At 45.2% G+C, this 20,007-nt stretch carries 15 protein-coding genes and 1 tRNA gene; 14 read left to right on the top strand and 2 right to left on the bottom strand.

Annotation, left to right across the window (positions count from 1 at the left end; genetic code table 11):
- Positions 1 to 628: 628 nt before the first annotated feature.
- From OCU14_RS04030 to OCU14_RS04015, 4 genes are all read left to right on the top strand, one after another.
- Positions 629 to 1,810, top strand: coding sequence for an MDR family MFS transporter (locus OCU14_RS04030; RefSeq protein WP_261809905.1), 1,182 nt, complete (start codon positions 629 to 631; stop codon positions 1,808 to 1,810).
- A 74-nt stretch (positions 1,811 to 1,884) separates the two neighbouring features.
- Positions 1,885 to 2,157: a hypothetical protein gene (locus OCU14_RS04025; protein WP_261809904.1), complete on the top strand. Its 273-nt coding sequence runs from the start codon at positions 1,885 to 1,887 to the stop codon at positions 2,155 to 2,157.
- 468 nt (positions 2,158 to 2,625) lie between these two features.
- Positions 2,626 to 4,236 carry a peptide ABC transporter substrate-binding protein gene (locus tag OCU14_RS04020; RefSeq protein WP_261809903.1) on the top strand — a complete coding sequence of 537 codons (1,611 nt, stop codon included), beginning with the start codon at positions 2,626 to 2,628 and terminating at the stop codon, positions 4,234 to 4,236.
- A gap of 660 nt (positions 4,237 to 4,896) precedes the next feature.
- Positions 4,897 to 5,133, top strand: a complete 237-nt coding sequence (locus OCU14_RS04015; protein ID WP_261809902.1) for a hypothetical protein — start codon at positions 4,897 to 4,899, stop codon at positions 5,131 to 5,133.
- A gap of 47 nt (positions 5,134 to 5,180) precedes the next feature.
- Here OCU14_RS04015 and OCU14_RS04010 read toward each other — a convergent pair whose 3' ends face one another.
- Positions 5,181 to 5,489 (bottom strand): hypothetical protein, encoded by a 309-nt coding sequence (locus OCU14_RS04010; RefSeq protein ID WP_261809901.1) that lies wholly within the window; start codon positions 5,487 to 5,489, stop codon positions 5,181 to 5,183.
- A gap of 234 nt (positions 5,490 to 5,723) precedes the next feature.
- Positions 5,724 to 5,796, bottom strand: a tRNA-Lys gene (locus OCU14_RS04005).
- Positions 5,797 to 6,422: 626 nt separating this feature from the next.
- On the opposite strand from OCU14_RS04005, the gene yycF reads away from it, so the two are divergent.
- The 10 genes from yycF to OCU14_RS03955 all read left to right on the top strand — a co-directional run bounded on the left by yycF (position 6,423) and on the right by OCU14_RS03955 (position 19,925).
- Positions 6,423 to 7,136 (top strand): response regulator YycF, encoded by a 714-nt coding sequence (yycF, locus tag OCU14_RS04000; protein ID WP_057878201.1) that lies wholly within the window; start codon positions 6,423 to 6,425, stop codon positions 7,134 to 7,136.
- Between the two features lie 47 nt (positions 7,137 to 7,183).
- Entirely contained in the window at positions 7,184 to 9,040 is a 1,857-nt protein-coding gene (gene walK, locus OCU14_RS03995) for a cell wall metabolism sensor histidine kinase WalK (protein WP_261809900.1), read from the top strand.
- On the top strand, positions 9,027 to 10,322 hold the full coding sequence (locus OCU14_RS03990; RefSeq protein ID WP_261809899.1) for a YycH family regulatory protein: 1,296 nt from the start codon (positions 9,027 to 9,029) through the stop codon (positions 10,320 to 10,322). Before walK ends, OCU14_RS03990 begins: the two co-directional genes overlap by 14 nt.
- A gap of 27 nt (positions 10,323 to 10,349) precedes the next feature.
- Positions 10,350 to 11,213, top strand: coding sequence for a two-component system regulatory protein YycI (locus OCU14_RS03985; protein ID WP_261809898.1), 864 nt, complete (start codon positions 10,350 to 10,352; stop codon positions 11,211 to 11,213).
- Between the two features lie 277 nt (positions 11,214 to 11,490).
- Positions 11,491 to 12,312, top strand: a complete 822-nt coding sequence (locus OCU14_RS03980) for an MBL fold metallo-hydrolase (protein ID WP_261809897.1) — start codon at positions 11,491 to 11,493, stop codon at positions 12,310 to 12,312.
- 130 nt (positions 12,313 to 12,442) lie between these two features.
- Complete coding sequence (locus OCU14_RS03975; RefSeq protein WP_261809964.1) at positions 12,443 to 13,780, top strand: S1C family serine protease; 1,338 nt, start codon at positions 12,443 to 12,445, stop codon at positions 13,778 to 13,780.
- A gap of 547 nt (positions 13,781 to 14,327) precedes the next feature.
- Positions 14,328 to 14,807 (top strand): 23S rRNA (pseudouridine(1915)-N(3))-methyltransferase RlmH, encoded by a 480-nt coding sequence (gene rlmH, locus OCU14_RS03970; protein WP_057878196.1) that lies wholly within the window; start codon positions 14,328 to 14,330, stop codon positions 14,805 to 14,807.
- Between the two features lie 232 nt (positions 14,808 to 15,039).
- Complete coding sequence (locus OCU14_RS03965; RefSeq protein ID WP_261809896.1) at positions 15,040 to 18,714, top strand: DUF7149 domain-containing protein; 3,675 nt, start codon at positions 15,040 to 15,042, stop codon at positions 18,712 to 18,714.
- Positions 18,715 to 18,896: 182 nt separating this feature from the next.
- Positions 18,897 to 19,130, top strand: coding sequence for a 23S rRNA (pseudouridine(1915)-N(3))-methyltransferase RlmH (locus tag OCU14_RS11270; protein WP_373875069.1), 234 nt, complete (start codon positions 18,897 to 18,899; stop codon positions 19,128 to 19,130).
- A 33-nt stretch (positions 19,131 to 19,163) separates the two neighbouring features.
- Entirely contained in the window at positions 19,164 to 19,925 is a 762-nt protein-coding gene (locus tag OCU14_RS03955; protein WP_261809895.1) for a hypothetical protein, read from the top strand.
- Positions 19,926 to 20,007 lie beyond the last annotated feature (82 nt).

Genomic DNA, 20,007 nt, shown 5'->3' with positions numbered 1-20,007 from the left:
TGGTGGCGTGCCAAAAAGTTCACATTTTCATCATATTTTCCGATTAGTATGGTCAGTATAGAAGTTAACCGAGTGGTTGCTTCTACCAAAGATTAACAATCTTTTTTCATGTACTCCTCCTCCCCTGGAATAATGAAAAAATAGTTAACGTCATTCTTATAAATGACGTTACCCCTACTCCGATGATCATCGCTTTCCCCGAGCGATGATCTTTTTTTATGGTTATTTTGGTTCAGGGGGTCGTTCAATCGGGCTGACAAACAATGTTTCACATGAAACATTGTGGCCGTCGATGATGGCTGTGGCAGGTGAACTGGGAGTCACATCTTCGCTGAGAATGATTGATGGTGTGACATTTGTGGGAATAGTGACGGATCAAGGGTTCTTCTAGCCAGGATCTAGTGGCGCGATATCCCACTTTTTAGCGTATTAGCCACTCGGCAAGTGCCAATCGGTTATGAAAACGGGGCTGCCGATGAATCAGAACGGCCCCCTCAAGGGATTGGGGCGGTTTTAACAAAATTTGGTGGGGTGTCTTATTAGTTTAAAGGGGGGACTGGTGGAGGCCCCCCCTCTAGTGCTAGAATAAGGCTTAACATGTTTTAGGAAAGGAGGAGCTGTATAGTATATGCAAAAAGAAATTCGGTTGCGTTGGTTAGTCGTGGGCGCTTTGTTCAGCAGTATCGGCATGAGTTTTATTTGGCCGCTGACGACCATTTACCTGCATAACCGACTGGGCGCATCACTGACAAAAGTTGGGGTGATCCTGTTACTTTATTCCCTAGCAAACGTTGTCGGGAGTGTCCTCGGGGGCCAGTTATTTGACCGCCGAAACCCTTATTATTTAACAATTGGTGGGATTTTACTCTCACTAATCACTCTGGGGGGACTTATCATTAATCATGGTTGGCCGGCCTTCCCGATTGCGCTAGTCTTCTTGGGATTAGCGTCGGGCTGGACGTTGACCATGGTGAACTCCCTGGGGACAACGATTCATAGCCGCGATGGACGCTACATCTTCAACATGCTGTATTTCGCACAGAACTTAGGGGTGGTCTTGGGGACAGCCCTGGTGGGATACGTGTACAGCACCAGTGTCACGCTATTATTTGCAATTGCCTTTGCACTTTTCGTTCTATTTCTCATCGTGGTGGTTCAACACTACAAAGCGCCTGCCGTGACGCAACCCAAGGTGGTCTCAGCCAAAGAAAAGGTTAAGATCAAGATTCCACGGCCTAATCAGCGAATTATGTTGACGTTCTTTTTCTCGTTAATGGTCATTTGGATTATGTACACGCAGTGGGAGTCTAACCTGTCCGTCTATATGACGGGGATGGGAATCCCAATGAAGAGTTATAGTCTGTTATGGACCTTAAATGGGGGCCTGATCGTCGTTCTACAGGTCTTTATCAATTGGCTTGGGAACTACTTCAGTAACCTGTATCTACAGGTCTACGCCGGTATCTTCTTCCTGGCAATCTCCTTTGTCACGTTGATCTATGCCAAGGACTACGCCCATTTCACCATCGCCATGATTATCCTGACGATGGGTGAGGCGACGGCGTTTCCCGCAATTCCAGCGATCGTCAATAATCTGACTCCCGCTGCGGTTAAAGGGAAGTACCAAGGGATGTCCAATGCCTGGACGTCCGTTGGGAAGGCCATTGGGCCACTGATGGGTGGGATTATCATCGATCAGACTTCCTATATGTTGCTGTTCATTATTGCTGCGGTAACGATTATGGTTATTCTGGGATTGAATATTTTCGTGGTGACGGTCAACCGTCGGCGCGTGAAAACTTTTAAATGAGTTTTCACCTGAATGGTGTATAATGTCTGATAGTAGGAGATTAGTCGTACACTAGGGAAATCAGGGGAAGGCTCATGAACAGAAGAATACGGGGAATTAGCGGCCTGCTGATTGGTTTAATTGTGGGGCTCATCATTTTAGGGCACCCATCGGGAAACCGGTCAACCATTACGGATTCCGTCGTTCAGCCCACTTCGGGGCAAACGGTGGTGCAGGTTACCAATAAGACAAGAGGTCATGGTCACGTTGAGATTAAGACGCAGACCACGACTAGTCAGGCGGGGAAGACGGTTAGTCGTCAGACAACCACTTCACCGCAAGTACAGCAACAGACTCGGGGAAAGTAACGTCTGTATAAAAAAATAATTTAACGGCGACTTTATGCAAATAAGGCCGACGATGAGAAGAGCTAGCCATACTGCCGTATGGGCTAGCTCTTTTTTTAGATTCACGGCTCATAATATACATAAAAATGAATGTTTATAAAACGATTGACAACGAAAATGAATGATGATAAATTTAGTAACAACATTTGAGACCAGGCAAAGAAGAGTAACGTCGAGGGCGGGTCTAGCGAGTTCGGGAAGATGGAAGCCGAATCGACCCCTCGACGTGAAGCGCATCGGAGCGTCGTCGTCATGAATCAAGTAGTGATGACTGGGTCGTGCCCATTACCGCACGTCGCGTTGGCTAAAGGCCGCGCATTGAGAGATAAAACAAGGTGGTACCGCGAGTCGTTCGCCCTTGTTGGTTGTAATTAACCAGCAAGGACGGGCGGCTCTTTTGATCGGGCCGGATAAGTGAGGGACTTTAAAATGAAAAAATTATTGGGATTGAGTTTTGGATTGTTAGCAGTGGCCGCTTTGGCCGGGTGTGGGACAACACAGGCGGAGAGTAGTACCGACCGGACGTTAAAGGTCACCATGGTGGGGAACCCGGCAACGGCGAACCCAGCCATTTCTGGGGACAGTAACAGTTCAAGTCTGATTGCACAGACGGAAGAGGGGCTATACACCCTGGATAAGAACGGTAAGGTGGCCCCAGGGGTAGCGGAAAAGGTCGTCAAACCAACCCATAACGGGACGGTGTATACCTTCAAGCTTAAAAAGAATGCCAAGTGGCAGAACGGTGATCCCGTGACGGCACAGGATTTTGTCACCTCATTCCAATGGCAGGTGAATCCACAATCCAAGTCTCAGGTGGCCAACAAGCTGAAATTTTTGAAGAACTACGATGCCGTTCAATCTGGCAAGGCTAAGCCGACGACACTAGGTGTGAAGGCCCTCAACCAGAAGACCTTGCAACTGACCCTGTCAAAGCCACAACCTTGGCTGGGTGATATCCTAGCGACGGCAGAATATCCGATGAAGACGAGCCTTTTTAAGCAGTACGGCAGTCAGTACGGAACTTCCGCAGACAAGACCTTGTCCGATGGGGCCTATAAGCTGGTTAATTGGAGTGGGACCACGGACAGTTGGTCTTATGAAAAGAATGATCAGTATTGGAACGCCAAGAACGTCAAGATTAGCCAGGTGGATGTTCAGGTTGTCAAGGATCCCGGGACCTCATCAAGTCTCTTTAAATCCGGGGCGGTTCAGGAAACCACGCTGTCGGGTCAGTACATTAAGCAAAATGCCAATGATCCAGAAATGAAGACCACGTTGAATAGTTCGATGCGGTTCTTGGAATTTAATGACAAGAAAAAAATCACCCACAATACGAAGCTACGTCAGGCCTTCTCCTATGTTGTGAACAGACAGGCCCTCACGAAGAACGTGCTTCAGGACGGGTCTTCGGCCGCTAAGAACCTGATTCCTTATGGGGATGGAAATGACCCCAAAACGGGTAAGGATTTCTCAGAGGATGTTGGTAATTTGCTGAGCTACGACCCAGCCAAGGCGACAAGTTTATGGAAACAAGCCAAGCAGGAGTTGGGGATTAAGACGGCCAATCTGGAGCTCCTGACGGCCGATACGGACGAACAGAAGCACACGGCCCAGTATTTACAACAACAGGCCCAGAAATACATGCCAGGGCTTAAAATCACGATTAAATCGATGCCCCTGGCCCAACAAATTGCCAAGGGGTCGGCCGGAAACTTTGACATTGACCTCGATGGCTGGAATACCGATTGGCGAGACCCTTCTGACTTCCTCCAAATGGCGGATGGTAAGAGCTCGGTTAATTTCACCAAATGGGACAACGCCCACTACAGCCAGCTGATGGCAGACATTGATAACACGGCCAAGTACAGCACGCAACAGCGGTGGAACCTGATGAAGCAGGCTGACACGTACGTCACCCAGCAGGCAGGCTTAGTTCCCTTGTACCAACAAGCCAAGGCCCACTTGGTTTCTAGTAAGGTTGGCGGGTTGAAGTATACGATGATGAGTGATGCACAGTATAAGTACGCTTACTGGAAGTAGAGTGTGAAACAAGGCGCTTAGGTCCTGAGCATTAACGTCATAAAGTTCCGGTTCGACGGAGTCGGACTGGGGCTTTATGGGGTTAAGCGCAGGGACCTGACTTGTTTTGCACGTTTCGGAAGTTGCCAGTGCCAGGATATAAAGGCGAGAGCAAGATGAATTAGCGTAGATAAGTGCCAGTTCGGCGCAGCCGAGCCGGTGCTTATCTGGGCTAAGCGGAGGGGACAGCCCGAGCGAACACGTTTCGGAAGTTGGCCAGTATCGGGATATAAAGGCGAAATCTCAAACTAGGTGCCCCCATCCAATGGTAATAACCGTTAATCATCGTTTCTCCCGCAAAATAAGCCCCATACGGCTCGGATAACGGGCCACAGTGAATAATTAGTCCAGCGAGGCCAGATTCACGCTGAGCGGCCAATCTGGAACGCCAAAAGCCCCGAGAATTTTCCCGGGGCTTTGTTTGATCAAGATTAAATAAGGGGTAAAAGGTTAAACCAAAAACTAATTTTGAAAAACACCTGAATTTAGCCGGAATTTTTGTTACGATAAGACTAGACTAACCAGGGGAAACTAGAACGGCCTGCGATCATGGGGAGTGATTGGTGTTCTAATCACGCAAGTGGGTGGTTTTAGACAGGTTAGGTCGGAGGAGGAGATGGCGTGAGTTTTAGAAGGATCTTACGGGATCAGATTAAACAATCGCTGGATTTGGTCGAAATCTTCATTTTCTTATTAATCCCTGTGTTTTTTATTAAGGCATTGGTGGATTTTTTGATGCAAGGGCAAGTCTTTTGGCTCAATGATGCTTTGGTTTTCCTAAGAAGTGCTAGCGGCTTTGTCTTACTCCTCTTTGTGATTGAGGTGGGAGTTGCGCTTCGCCGTTATTGGTCACGATAAGCAAAAAAAGCTCACGACATTGTCGTGAGCTTTTGCATTTCTGGCGCCTATTTACCGGTCAGAATTGAGAAACGAGACTCGGCTTGAAAGCCGGCCACGAGCTGTTCCGCAATACTAGTGGCAGCATGAGTCGTTAGGCTTGGCCGAACGGTTCGAACCAGCGCGGCTACATCAGCAGTAGAAGTGGGTTGCTGTTTCACAGAACGTTGGATGAGGTCCGCTTCAATCTTCTTGATTTCGCCAGGTTTGAACTCATAGTCGAGAAAAACCAAGGCACTTGATTGAAGGTCAAGCTTTTCGCAGATGGCATCCAGCACCTCAAGTGTGAGGGCTTCCTTAGAAAAAACTGAGGACATGGGCGATCCTTCTTTCATATGTAAGAGTGGTTGCGAATCCAGGGTAACAGACGCTCGGCAAAAACACCAGTGGCAGTGCCCCCCCTTGCAACTGAAAAAAGGGTCGATGGGGATGCCCCAACGCAAGCCACACGAGAATGAATAAACATAAGGGAAACGGATAAATATTCTTTTAGGACACAAAAAAATCAGCAACCACGAAGCCATTCCTTCGTGAAAGCTGATTAGTAGTTATGGGCAGCCAGGGGATCGAACCCTGGACCCACGGATTAAGAGTCCGTTGCTCTGCCAGCTGAGCTAGCTGCCCATGTGCTAAGTTGTTGCTGTTGTATGTCTTCCATATCAACGAGAACTATCATATCATGAGGATTAGGGGTGCGCAACCCCTTTTTCAAAAAAAGTTGATTTTTATTCAAAAAATTGGTTATTTAAGAAAGCCAATCCCCGGTATTTCAAGGATTAGACGAATTTGAAAAAATAAAAGTTTTTTTACGAGCCTTTGATTAAAAGGGGTATTTGGCCTGGAAAAACGGGTGACGGTAGTCAAAAATAATTGAAAAAAGTTGAGTAATAGACATAATCCAACCAATTGTTTATGACCGCAATGTATTTCCCAGGAAATGGTAAGTTAAAAGCACCTTAAATCCTTTGCAGCCAAGGCCTGAAAGATAGGTCATGATGTGTTATAATTTAGGCAACGTTGCTTTACCGGTCCTGGATTTTTCTCAGGCCGCGCAACGCCCTTTAATTTTTTAACCGAGCCGACCCGCTAAGGGGGCTCACTTCTAACTTGACTTTAAACGAGAAAAAATTGCAACACTAACTGTAGTGGCCCCGTTGTCGATGGTTTTTTGACATCCAATGGCTGGCCTGCCGATAATCCTGTAATTATCGGATCGGACTGTATTTCCCTTAAGGAGGAAATTTTTAATTATGCCTAAAAAAATTCTAGTTGTCGATGATGAAAAGCCAATCACGGATATTATGAAGTTTAATTTGGAAAAGGAAGGGTACGAAGTCGAAGTTGCCTACGATGGTGAAGCCGCTATCCAGCAAGTTGAGGACGCTGCCCCTGATCTGATTATCCTTGATCTAATGTTACCCAAGGTTGATGGCTTAGACGTTGCCCGTGAGATTCGGAAAAAGCATGACATGCCCATCATCATGGTAACGGCCAAAGATTCGGAATTAGACAAGGTTCTCGGCCTGGAATTAGGGGCTGATGACTACGTGACGAAGCCCTTCTCTAACCGGGAATTGGTCGCACGGGTCAAGGCAAACTTACGGCGCCAGAATACGGCGGCCCATGCCCAACCAGAAGAACCAGAAAACCAAGATATTGAAATTGGGGATTTAACGATTCATCCCGAAGCCTACTCAGTTTCCAAGCGGGGCGCCAACATTGAGTTGACCCACCGTGAGTTTGAATTGCTTCACTACCTGGCCCAACACATTGGCCAAGTCATGACGCGGGAACACCTGCTCCAAACGGTTTGGGGCTACGATTACTTTGGGGACGTACGGACGGTCGACGTGACTGTGCGTCGTTTACGAGAAAAGATTGAAGATAGTCCAAGTCACCCAACCTGGCTGGTTACGCGGCGTGGTGTGGGTTACTATTTGCGCAACCCTGAAGATCAGGCCTAAGCGAGCGGTTTACCGCTAAATCTCGCATTGGAGGAGTATGTCACTTCGTGAATAGCAAAATTAAATTTTTCCAGTCGATTCATTTTAAAATCGCGCTGGTCTTCGCGCTCCTCCTGTTGTTAACGCTGGAGATCGTGGGGGCTGTGTTCGTCCGACAACTAGAACGACAGAACTTGAATACCTTTAAGTCCCAGCAAGTGGTGCAGACCTACATTGTGAACCGCTTGTCTGACGAGCTGTCGACGACGAATACCACATCCGCAGATAAGAAGATTAAATCGACCCTCTCAGAGATTAACAACACCAACAATGCTCAGATTAGAGTCATTGACAACAAGGGAACCATTCGCGGAACCAACGAAGTCGATAACCAAGGGGTTGTTGGCCAGAAAACCACTGACAATAACATTAAGAACGCTATCTACAATAACCGTGACGTGGTCCGGACAACCTATAATTCTCAGAATAATAGCCGGTACTACACCACCATTACGCGAATAATTCGGACGCAAGGTAACAACAGCGAATTAGTCGGGGTTATTTCGATGCGGTCGAGTTTGGACTCCGTTTATCAGAATATTAATCAAATCACTTTAATTTACGTGTCTGCAACCTTTGTGGCCATTATCTTAGGGCTAGTGATGGCCATTATTATTTCCCGGGCTATCACGAGACCCATTGATGAAATGAAGAAACAAACCTTGCGGATCGCGCGCGGAGACTACTCTGGCCACGTGCGGGTCTATGGGAGTGACGAGCTGGGGCAACTGGCCAGTGCCGTTAACAACCTCTCCGTGCGGGTTGAAGAGGCCCAAGAATCCACGGAATCCGAACGCCGCCGGCTAGACTCCGTCATGGCCCACATGACCGATGGGGTTATTGCCACCGACCGCCGTGGGAATGTCACGATTATTAACGAAACTGCCACGAGCTTCTTGGATACTGATTCCGATGGGGCCGTTGGCAAATCAATTCTGGATTTACTGGATATCCGTGACAACTATACGTTGCGCGAATTGCTAGAAAACCCGGATGATTTAGTCTTGGATTTTTCTACTAAGGAACATGATCTGATTCTGCAAGCCTACTTCTCCCTGATCCAGCGGGAATCCGGCTTCATCTCCGGGTTGGTCTGTGTGCTTCACGATGTCACGGAACAACAGAAGATTGATCAGGATCGTAAGGAATTTGTTTCGAACGTCTCCCATGAGTTGCGGACACCGTTAACCAGTGTGCGGGCTTATATCGAGTCGCTTTCCGAAGGGGCCTGGAAGGATCCTGAGGTAGCGCCACACTTCTTAAAGGTGACGCAGGAAGAAACAGACCGGATGATCCGCATGATTAACGACCTGTTAACCTTGTCACGGATGGATTCCGGGACCCAGAAGGTTGATCTGGAAATGGTCAACCTGAATGAACTTTTCAACTACGTGTTGGACCGTTTCGACATGATGTTGAAGCAAGATGACCGGCCAGAGAAGACCTATACCATCAAACGTGACTTCACCAAGCGCGACCTGTGGGTTGAAATCGATACCGACCGGTTCACACAAGTGTTGGACAATTTGATGAATAATGCCATTAAATACTCGCCAGACGGTGGGGTTATCACCTGCCGGCTGTTAGAGACCCATAACAACGTGATTTTGAGCGTCGCTGACCAAGGTTTGGGGATTCCGCGGGCGGATATTCCACGAATCTTTGATCGGTTCTACCGGGTTGATAAGGCCCGTTCACGGGCACAAGGTGGGACTGGGTTAGGCCTGGCCATCTCTCGTGAAGTTGTCCAGTTACTGGGCGGTCGAATCTGGGTTGATAGTCGTGAGGGCAGAGGGTCAACGTTCTACATTTCCCTGCCTTACAAGCCATACGAGGAGGATGATCTCTGGGATGAAGATAACTAAAGCTCTCCTACCATTGGGATTGACCGTCGCGGTGGCCGTCAGTGTGGTCCTGTCCGCGATGATTTGGACCAACCCGGCGCAGTATGAACACAGTCGGCAGCGGAGTTCCAATACGCCGGCGACGGACCTGAACACCCGACCACAGAAGGATGTTTACCTCCCCACGCAGGTCATTTATAGCGATGGTACCGGAAAACAAGAACTATTAAACAACCGAAAAGTTAATTTGACGACCGAGATTCGTGAATCTTTGGAAAAATGGGACTTCGGTCGGATGAGTCGGGTTCGCGTGGCGTCCAAGGCGGACTACATGGCTTACCTGACGCGCAAGAACAGCCTGTTGTTGTCGTATGCGAGCCCGATTAATGGTCGGCTCTTCAATACGGTCTTTAACAGTAAGTTAACGCGGACCACGACCCAATTTTCACGGATCATGGTGCCGCTAGGCAATAGCGACCATATCTACCTGCTAGACGACCGGAAACAGAACGTCTATCAGGTTAAGGTGAAGTCGTCACAGGTCACGGCCATCAAGAAGATTCTGAAGGAAAATCTCTTTCGGATTGACGTCAAGATGCAGTGGCTCGGGGATTCCGCCTCGGCCTACGTCACCAATAGTGTCACGGTGCCGTCTTATAGTTATCTGGTCAACCAGCAGTCCACGGACTACTTCACGACTCGCCTGTTAAATAAAGGGGAGTCGACCAACGTTTCGGCCAAGAAGAATAAGGAAAGCACCATCTACAGTGATGGTGCCTCACGGCAACTCACCGTATATAATAAGAGTGGAACCGCGTTGTTTGAGGATTACAGTGCTTTACAGGCGTCGCTGAGCTTTAACCAGGCGTTAAAGTCCGGCTATGATGCGGTGAAGACGATCGGGATTCCGATGGAAAACCTGCGTTACTATGGCTACAATGCCAGCAAGTCGACGGTGACCTACCGGAGCTTCGTGGAAGGTTTCCCAATCTTCAACCAAAGCAACTACGGCGCGGCGCGGATTCAGATGCTATCGCAAGGTGTGCGGCGGTATAACTTCGCGATCTATAGCCTGCAGGTGCCTGTGCCAACCGATAAGAAGTCGGTCACGTTGTCTGGGACTCAGAGCGTGATCGATCAGCTGGTCGCGGCCGGTTATCACAAGTCTAAAATTAGCAGCTTACAGATTGGGTATCAGTGGCTCGCGTCCGCCTCGTCGGATAAGGTCGTCAACCTGACACCAACCTGGTACGTGCACTACGACGGGAGTTGGAAGACTGCCACGCAGATGCTTAAACAATAAACAAGAGGTAAAGGGGGCCAGTCCGGTATGGATTTTCGACGCATTGAGTGGCTATTTCTAGTCGCGTTCATCGCCATTGATATTTTCCTATTTGCCGCGTTCCAGCGCGACACCACGGGCCAGACCGAGACGGCCTCCAGCCGTTCGGTGGATAGCGACACCACGATCGTGAAGGAAATGCGGGCCGATGACATCAAGTTCTCGACACCGTCTAAGAAGAGTGGCGAGGGCTACTACATCTCTACCAGTAATAACGATAGCGTCAAGAGTAGCCTGACCAGTCTGACCGACCAAACGGTGCGTTACCAGTCGGATGGGACCTTCATCTCAACGTTCAAGGCCGCCATTAACGGCGTGGATACCAAGCATCCGAACCAGGTGCTGGATGAGGTGGTCAATAACGCCTCGCTGATTCTAAATGGGGATCAGTATAAGTACAACGCCCAGTTATCCAGTCATAACACGGTGGTTTACACCCAGCGGGTCACGGACGGGCAGATTTACTCCAAGTTTGGGGAGATTCGCTTCAGCCTGACCAATACCGGGTCGGTCACCGGCTACTCGCAAGGGTATCTGCCGGGTGCCAAGACCCTGCGGGAAAAGACGGATACGATTTCCGAACGTAAGGCCCTCATCTGGCTGTATCAATACAACCAGATCGCCAATAACAGTAAGGTTGTGTGGACCAAGCTGGCTTACACGCGGTACTTCAACTTGAAGAACAGTAGCGTGTATATTCCAACTTGGATCATCGCGTACAAAGCCGATAGCGGCAATAACGCTGGGGTCCTCCAGCTGAAACGGGTGAACGCCTTTACCGGCGCCATCCTGAACTCGGACAGTAGTGTGAAGTCCGTCAGTGGAACCGGGACCGCCACAACCAGTGAATAAAGATTTCTGAGGGGCGACTGCGGTCGTCCTTTTTTATTGGCGACGTATTTGGGACGAGAGGGGCCGCTCAGGGCCGGCTGGTTGTCGAACTGGTAAATCCTCATAAATGGCAGAGGCAAGGCTGTCCGGCGTTGTGACGGCGTCGTGGCCTATCCTTAGCGGGTAAGTGCGGGATCAGTCGGGGATGAAGCTTGAATATAAGTTGTTTGATACGCGGTTAGTTACAACGGTACGGAAATGCGGTATTATTACGGTATTGAATTTAAGGAGAGGGCAGATGGAATTGCGGACAGATGCAGCAGATGATTTGCGGATCAGTGTCTTATCCAGTGGTAGCACGGGGAACGTGTGCTACGTGGAAAGCCCTAACCAGCGGATCTTAATCGACGCGGGCCTTAGTGGCAAGAAGATTGAAAAATTAATGGGCAACATTGGCCGGGACCTCAGTGACGTTAACTCGTTACTGGTCACCCACGAACACTCGGATCACCGCCAAGCGGTGGGGATCTTGGCACGACGGTACCAACAGCTCAATGTGTATGCTAACGAAGGCACCTGGGATGCGATGAGTTCCAAGATCGGTAAGGTCGACTTGGCTCAGAAACACCTCTTTGCCCCAGATACCGTTCAGACCTTTGGCGACATCGATGTGGAGAGCTTCTCAGTCTCCCATGACGCCGCGGAACCCCAGTTCTACGCCATTCATTACCATGGCAAGACCTTCGTCATCTTGACGGATACCGGCTACGTGTCCGAACACGTGGAAGGTGTCATCAAGGATGCCGACGCCTACCTGTTGGAATGTAACCATGACGTGGAAATGTTGCGGATGGGCGAGTATTCTTGGCCACTGAAGCAACGGATCCTTGGCGACAAGGGTCATTTGTCCAATGAAGAAGGGGCCGATGCCCTGATGGACGTGCTGGGCAACCGGACCAAGAAGATTTACCTGGGTCACCGAAGCCTGCATAACAACATGCAGTCGCTGTGCCACCTGACCGTGGCCTCCATGATGGAGAACCGTGATTTCGGTGTGGGCCATGACTTCCAGTTGATTGATACCAATCCGGAAGAAGCCACGCCGTTAGTCGCCCTGTAAGAAAACTTTAGGATTTCACCATCTATTTATCAAAAAAAATTCACAGGATCCGGGTAACATAGAAGTTACTAAACTAGCGGTCGGTGACACCCGATCGATGATTGAGGAGGGTTCGCGCTTTTTGCGCAATATGATGGATAATAATAATCAAAATAATAAATCTAATGATAATAACCAAGAAACACCAACACCTCAGACCCGTAAACGCGGCGGTTTAACCCTGACAAAGGTAGCTGTGACGGCACTGGTTGCCGGACTATTAGGTGGGGGTGCCGCCTATGGTGGAATTACTTACTTTAATAATAGCGGGATTAATGATACGGCAGTTCCTAGTGGTAGTAATTCGACCGGGAATACCAAGACCTCAAATGTGACGGTCAACGTCAGCAGTCAATCCACCAAAGCCTTTAACAAGGTGAAGGGGGCCATGGTCTCCGTGGTCAACCTGCAGAATCAAAGCAGTAGTAACAGCACGTTGGGCCAATTGTTCGGTCAGGATTCCTCATCGTCTTCGGATTCTAGTTCGTCTAAGGCAGCCTTAGAGGAAGCCTCCGAAGGGTCCGGGGTTGTTTATAAGAAGGACGGCAACACGGCCTACATCGTGACCAATAACCACGTGGTGTCTGGGTCATCCGCACTGCGCGTGGTGACGAGCTCTGGGAAGCAGCTTCAGGCGAAGTTGGTCGGAAAAGATTCCGTCACCGACTTGGCTGTGCTGAAGGTTAACGGCGCGTCCTTGAAGACCATCGCTTCATTCGGGAATTCCGATGACATTAAGGTCGGTGAGACCGCGTTAGCCATTGGGTCGCCACTGGGTAGCCAGTACGCGACGTCCTTAACCGAAGGGATCATTTCCGCTAAGAAACGGACGATTGAAACCACGAATTCCGCCGGGACTCAGACCGGGAATGCCACGGTTATCCAAACCGATGCCGCCATTAACCCCGGGAACTCCGGTGGGGCGCTGATTAACGTCGGTGGCCAGGTTGTCGGGATTACCTCTTCCAAGATTGCCAGTGATGCCGAAGGGACCAGTGTTGAGGGGATGGGCTTTGCCATTCCATCCAACGAAGTGGTCAACATCATCAATCAACTGGTTAAGAAGGGGAAGGTTGTGCGGCCAGCGTTAGGGATCACCTACGTGGACCTCGCCAACGTTTCCAGCTCGCAACAGAAGTCAGTCCTGAAGTTGCCATCTAGCGTGGATGCTGGGGTTGTTGTGATGAGCGCGTCCGCAGATTCACCCGCTAAGAAGGCTGGTTTGGCCAAGTACGACGTTATTACCGAGTTGGGTGGACATGAGATTTCTGACCAGTCAACGCTGCGAGACCTCCTGTACAAGTACAAGTTGAACGATACCGTTTCGCTGACGTACTACCATAACGGGAAGAAGAAGACCACGAAGGTCAAGCTGACCGAGACGTCCTCACAGTTGAGTAAGACGACGAGTGCCACGTCAGAAAGCTAAATTAAACCTGTGAAATTGAAAACGCCGCTGGAGATTTTCTCCGCCGGCGTTTTTTGCTGTGATAAACTATTAATTGAAAAGCCGAAGTTTCGGGGGTGGCGAACTCGAGTGAAAGCGGTCGTCATTGGATAAGGAGCCGAACGAAGAGGTTGCCAAGGCCTTGGGTAATTCAGGGCGGAAATTTTTTGAAATTTCGTTTGTGGATAACTTGGGGGATAAGCGGACCGAAGTTGCGGTGGATAACTTATAAACAGGATAGTACCGCGGTTGGAACCGGTGTAAAAGTTATCCACAGGTTCGGTGGATAACTGTGGACAGAAACATTTTTATTGAAAAATTGATAGTCAAAAGCGCGACGTGACGGGGATTGTAAGCGGTAGCCCCGAACGCCCGTTTCGGGGGACAACGGTGGATAACTGAAAAAGCATTGACTTTTTTTGAAAAAATAGATGTCGTAGGTCGGACATCGTTTACCCCCAATATCTAGGAACAGCGTTTGTCCACCTGTGGATAACTTTGTGGATAACCTGTGCATAGGAGGATAATTATGAACATCAAGTTTGTCGTCGTCGGGAAGTTAAAGGAAAAGTACTTTAAACAGGGGATCGCGGAGTATGCCAAACGGCTCTCTCGTTTCTGTAAATTCAGTATCGTCGAGGTGCCGGATGAAAAGGCCCCCGAAAGCATGTCACAGGCCGAAATGGACCAGGTCATGGCCGCGGAGGGCGAACGTATCCTGAGCAAGATTAAGGACCGCGAATACGTCTATGCCTTGGCCATCCTGGGCAAGGAACGGTCATCCGAGGAGTTTGCCAAGGAATTGAAGGACTTGACCACCTACGGCCACTCAGACATCACCTTCGTCATCGGCGGGTCCCTGGGACTGACGCCAGCTGTGTTGAAACGGGCGAATACTCAGATCTCCTTTGGCCGGTTCACGCTGCCTCATCAGTTGATGCGGCTGGTGTTGACGGAGCAGGTTTATCGGGCGTTTATGATTAATGAGGGGTCTCCATATCATAAGTGACGCGGTTTTTCTTGGGATTAATCGCTGAGTGAGTGGTTATGGGAGTCCGTATCATAAGTGATGGTGATGACCATAAATTGAGTGATTAACGTTATAGGATAGTAGTATGTTAGCCTATATTTATTAATCAATCGAAGTATGGACTAGTGAGGAAGGTTAAGTTATAACGTGCTACACGAGCACTTTGTTAAATAGCATCTATGCTATGTTTTAATTGATTGGAGGAAACATAATGGCTATAAAAAGGCTCAAATTAAAAGAAAGTATCAATAAAGCAGTTCAGGCAATCATGCCACAAGAAGAGGCTAAAAGAAGCTTTGAACAGGGACTAGTGGCATATATGACAACACTGCGTGAACACTATGCTGAAACAGAGGAAAATCAAAAGAATATATTACGAGATTTTTTAAAGGATTATGTTTTTAAAAGCGGGAACTACATCAATACTTATGGCAGAGATGATCTGGTCATCTTTAATGGAAAAACGGCAGAATCTACGATTGGAGTTTTAATTGAGACAAAAAGCACCACCAATGATGCAGAGATGATGACCTCAGAGAATCTTAATACTAAGGCATTTCAGGAAGTGATTTCATATTATCTGAAGGAGCGCTTGGATAATAACAATATAGAAATTAAAAGGTGCATTGTGACAAATGGATTGTCCTGGTTTGTGATTAGTTCAGAGCAAATTGAAAAATTTTTTATTAAGAAAAATAAACTCATAAAGCTTTATCGCAGTTGGCAAAAAGGACAATTAGCTAGTAGTAGTACTGATTTTCTGTATAAGAATGTTGTTTCACCAGCAATTGAAGAAGCAATGAATGCAGGTATTGCGATAACGCATTTTAATTTAATAGATGCACAAAAAGCTAAGCGACAAAATAACATACAGTTAAAGACCACAAACGTGACACAATTATATCGTTTTTTTACCCCGGAAAATTTACTGAATCAGGAAGTATTTACGGATTCTAACCGGCTTAATAAGCGCTTTTATGATGAATTGCTATATATAATGGGATTGCAAGATGTGATTTCTGAAAAAAAACATATAATTACTAGGTTTGATAAAAGTAATCGACAAGAGGGTTCTTTAATAGAAAGTACAATTCAAGCTTTAGATTTACGAGACGTTCCAGTAGAGAAACAATTTGATAATGCTATTTCATTATCGGTAGTTTGGATAAATCGTATACTCTTTCTAAAATTACTGGAAAGTCAGCTAATTAGTTTTAATGGTAATGATGACGGATATAGTTTCTTAAACACTGATAAAATAAAATCATTTGATGACTTGAATGCTTTGTTTTTTGGGATACTAGCTAAGCAAAGAACAGAGCGTAATGAAAAGCTCAGCAATAAGTATCCACATGTTCCTTATTTGAATAGCAGTTTGTTTGAATTGGATAGATTAGAGAAATCTAGTTTAGGGACTAGTATTTCTGGGCTAAATGAAATGGATATTGAATATTACAATAAAACGGTATTAAAAAATAGTAATCGAAAACGGAAAACAGGTAAAACGAAATTATTAAAGTATCTTTTTGATTTTTTAAATGCATATGATTTTACCACCTCGATTCAAAACAAGCAGCACGACCAGAGTACCTTAATTAATGCATCTGTTCTTGGATTGATTTTTGAAAAAATCAATGGATATAAAGATGGTTCATTCTTCACCCCGGGAACTACCACAATGTTTATGAGTCGAAGACTTGTACGACAAACTATCACTAAAAAAGTAAATGAGATAAAAGGTTGGAGTTGTCATAGTTTTGAAGATATTAGTACTAATATTAATGTGAGGGATGGTGTGGAGGCATTTAAAGAGTTAAGTGACATTATTGATAAGATAAAAATATGTGATCCAGCAGTGGGATCAGGACATTTTCTGGTATCGGTATTAAATGAAATTATTGCTGCAAAAGTAGAACTTGGATGTTTAATGAACCGTGACGGTAGCGTGCTTAATAAAGTTCAGTGCAGAGTTGTCAATGATGAGCTTATCTTTCAAGATATAAATGGTGACAATATTTTATATAAAAGAGGAGACGCGTTTAGTACAAAAATTCAGAAAGTTATTTTCCATGAGAAAAGAAAGTGTATTGAAAACTGCTTATTTGGTGTTGATATCAATCCTAATTCAGTGAATATCTGCCGATTACGACTCTGGATTGAGTTGTTAAAAAATTCTTATTATAAAGTAGAAGATGGAATCGAGGAGCTAACAACATTGCCAAATATTGATATCAACATAAAGATTGGTGATAGTCTGTTACATAATATTCCATTGGATACAAGTATCGATGGGGATAGCTTGATTGATAAAAGATTCGATGTTATACATTTAAATGATTATTATGAGAAAGTTTTTAAGTATAAAAACACGCATGATAAGCGAATTAAGGCTGATCTCACTAATGAAATAAGCAGAATAAAGAGTAGAATTTATACTAGTTTCGATATTCCAGAGAGAAAAGAATGGAAAAAATATCAGCGTCAATTGGCCAAGGCTGGTACTATCGACATTTTTGAAGATTCAAATCCTAAAACTTTAAAAAAGCAGCAGGAACGAATTGAGAATTTAAAGGTTAAGGAACGTCAAGCGTGGGAAAAATGGCAGAATCAGGTTAACAAACCAATATTTAATTCAGGATTGGAATGGCGGATGGAATTTCCGGAGGTTTTGGATGGAGATGGTGATTTTAAAGGATTTGATGCAATCATTATGAATCCTCCGTATATATATTCTCGTGTCGGGTCTCCGTTTACTGATTCTCAAAAAGAATATTTTAGCCGTGAGTATGATTTGAATGACTACCAAGCCAATACATTTGGTTTGTTTTTAAACTTGGCGTTTAAACTGTTAAATAACAATGGAATATTTAGTATGATAATACCTAACTCTTTTATGACTGTAAAACAGTATGGGGGATTAAGACGCTATCTTCTAAAAAATACTGGAGATTTGTTTATATTAAATTCAAAGGATCGAATATTTCCAGATGCTTCAGTCGATAACTGTATCATAAGCTCCGTGTTAAAGAAGCCGACAAAGGTAAAAATGGTGGAGTTGCATAAGGGAATTATGAGTACTCCAATTGTTATAGCCCCAAAAGATTTATTATCGAAAAGTGTGTTTTCCATCTCAGCCTTTAAAACTGATTCTAAGGTAATAGATACTATGAATGAAAATGGTAAGATGTTGGACACAGTAGCTCATATATATGACGGATTGAAAGTATTTGAAGGTGGTAAGGGTGATCCAGAGCAACCAATAAATGTTGAAAACGACAGAGCATTAGATAGATTTAAGACGAATAATGATTTCTTTTCAACATCTAAAAAGGATAAAAACTATTTTCCATTCTTAGATATGATTCACAGATATGGGGACAATTGGGATGGAAGATATTTAAGATATGGCAGTCATTTAGCAGCGAAAAGAAAAATTGAGAATTTTATGGGTCCACGATTGTTAATAAGACAGGTTTTGGCTACTGATAATTATCCTTTTGTAATTACTTATGTAAAAGATACAATACTTAACGAACAGAAATTTAAAATCATTAGCAGGATAAGAGTTGATCCGTTGTTTCTTTTGGCCGTATTAGAATCTAAAGTGGAATCTTACTATGGATTAACAAAGTTTGATTTTTTGCAAAGAAGTACTTTTCCTGCCATGCGTAATTATCAAATCAAACAGTTAATTGTTCCGAAAGTATCTGAAAAAGAGCAAAGAGAATTGGGAGAGATGGCTACTAGAATGCTACATGCAGTAAAAAGTAATCTTCGTGAAGATATCATTAATTTAAATGATGAAATAGACGAGAAAGTTATGGATTATTTTCTGCTGTCAGAAGATCAAAAACAAAAGGTTCGTGATTTTGATATTGATGATTAGTAGTTTTGAACAGATACTTTTATTACGGATGGAAGTTTTAGATTAATTACGTATAGTTTATTCGGTGAATACGGAAGCACTTGATATTGTCTGCTAAGTGGATTTTCTATTTTTATAAATTCAGTATCGTCGAGATTTCAGATAAAAAAGGAAGCATGATGTACCCCGAGATGGGCTAGATTATGGCTCCGAAAGGCGAACTCATCCTGAACAAGGTTAAGAGACTGCTTAATACGTTCATGTCTTGGCCATCCTGGGCAGGAAGGGGAATCGAAGGAGTTTTATCAGAATCTGGCTGCCTATGGATATTCAGATTATCTTTGGGTACATTGCCATATCAGTTGATGTGGTTGATGTTAATGGAACGAGTTTATCGAGCATTTGTAATTGATGAGGGGTACCCGCATTGTAAGTGATACAGATTGCAGAAATACAAAGGAGAAATTTGTATGACTGGAACATTAGTGCTAAAGCTTGTTGATACAAAGTATCTTGATAATTTTTTGAAATATGGAGAATTACATTTTGGTTCTACTGTGTCGTATAGGGAAATTGAAGAACTTAACGATAATATAGGCATAGGTGACAAGCACGAGGGGGTATTTAGTCCTACTGTGAGTTATAGTGGATATTATCCGCATAATGCTTTGAAGGGACTACCAGACTCTATAAGTTTTAAATACCCGGCAAATATTTTTTGCGTAACCCAACTTCATCCAGGAATAGAAACTGCAAATATCATTAGGTACGATGTGATTAAAGACCTGTATCAAATGCTTATGAATGATACAGATTACCCAAAAACAATTGTTGGTTTTAAAGACTTTAATATTGTTGCCAATAGAATTGAAAGAAGACTGAATAAATTCAATGGAGGAGGTCCGATTAGGAATTTAAAGGCGCCTGTACATTATGTAAAGAGAGAATATATGGCAGAAGAGGCTCAAAATATTGCCGAAAGTGAGTGGAAGGGCCGGATTCCGTTGAGGTTAGGATCAATATTGGCTGCAAATTTAGTAAAGGAGATTAAGTTTTCAGGTGAATATGAGTATAGGTTCGTATTATTTCCATCAAAGGGTGGTCTAGAGATTTTAAAGAGACATCACGACAATATAAGAATTGGTGATTTAAGAGATCAGGCGATTGTCATCGGTTCATTAGATGACTTGGTTAAAAAGATTGAGTTTTCTTTTGGTACACACGTTGAATAACCATGTGCTCCTATCCTAGTATTTGGTACATAAATTTCTGAACAGTTGTGCCATAATTAATAAAACAAGCATAGGAGCATTC

It is taken from the genome of Levilactobacillus humaensis (genome assembly GCF_024345185.1).
Lineage (GTDB): Bacteria > Bacillota > Bacilli > Lactobacillales > Lactobacillaceae > Levilactobacillus > Levilactobacillus humaensis.
This window is presented reverse-complemented; position numbering and strand designations above follow the sequence as displayed.

Coding starts and splice junctions, on each gene's coding strand:
- OCU14_RS03965 (WP_261809896.1), top strand. CDS start 15,040: ATGGCTATAAAAAGGCTCAAATTAAAAGAAAGTATCAATAAAGCAGTT.
- OCU14_RS04025 (WP_261809904.1), top strand. CDS start 1,885: ATGAACAGAAGAATACGGGGAATTAGCGGCCTGCTGATTGGTTTAATT.
- OCU14_RS03975 (WP_261809964.1), top strand. CDS start 12,443: ATGATGGATAATAATAATCAAAATAATAAATCTAATGATAATAACCAA.
- OCU14_RS03955 (WP_261809895.1), top strand. CDS start 19,164: ATGACTGGAACATTAGTGCTAAAGCTTGTTGATACAAAGTATCTTGAT.
- OCU14_RS04010 (WP_261809901.1), bottom strand. CDS start 5,489: ATGTCCTCAGTTTTTTCTAAGGAAGCCCTCACACTTGAGGTGCTGGAT.
- OCU14_RS03980 (WP_261809897.1), top strand. CDS start 11,491: ATGGAATTGCGGACAGATGCAGCAGATGATTTGCGGATCAGTGTCTTA.
- OCU14_RS11270 (WP_373875069.1), top strand. CDS start 18,897: ATGGCTCCGAAAGGCGAACTCATCCTGAACAAGGTTAAGAGACTGCTT.
- OCU14_RS04020 (WP_261809903.1), top strand. CDS start 2,626: ATGAAAAAATTATTGGGATTGAGTTTTGGATTGTTAGCAGTGGCCGCT.
- yycF (WP_057878201.1), top strand. CDS start 6,423: ATGCCTAAAAAAATTCTAGTTGTCGATGATGAAAAGCCAATCACGGAT.
- rlmH (WP_057878196.1), top strand. CDS start 14,328: ATGAACATCAAGTTTGTCGTCGTCGGGAAGTTAAAGGAAAAGTACTTT.
- OCU14_RS03990 (WP_261809899.1), top strand. CDS start 9,027: ATGAAGATAACTAAAGCTCTCCTACCATTGGGATTGACCGTCGCGGTG.
- OCU14_RS03985 (WP_261809898.1), top strand. CDS start 10,350: ATGGATTTTCGACGCATTGAGTGGCTATTTCTAGTCGCGTTCATCGCC.
- OCU14_RS04030 (WP_261809905.1), top strand. CDS start 629: ATGCAAAAAGAAATTCGGTTGCGTTGGTTAGTCGTGGGCGCTTTGTTC.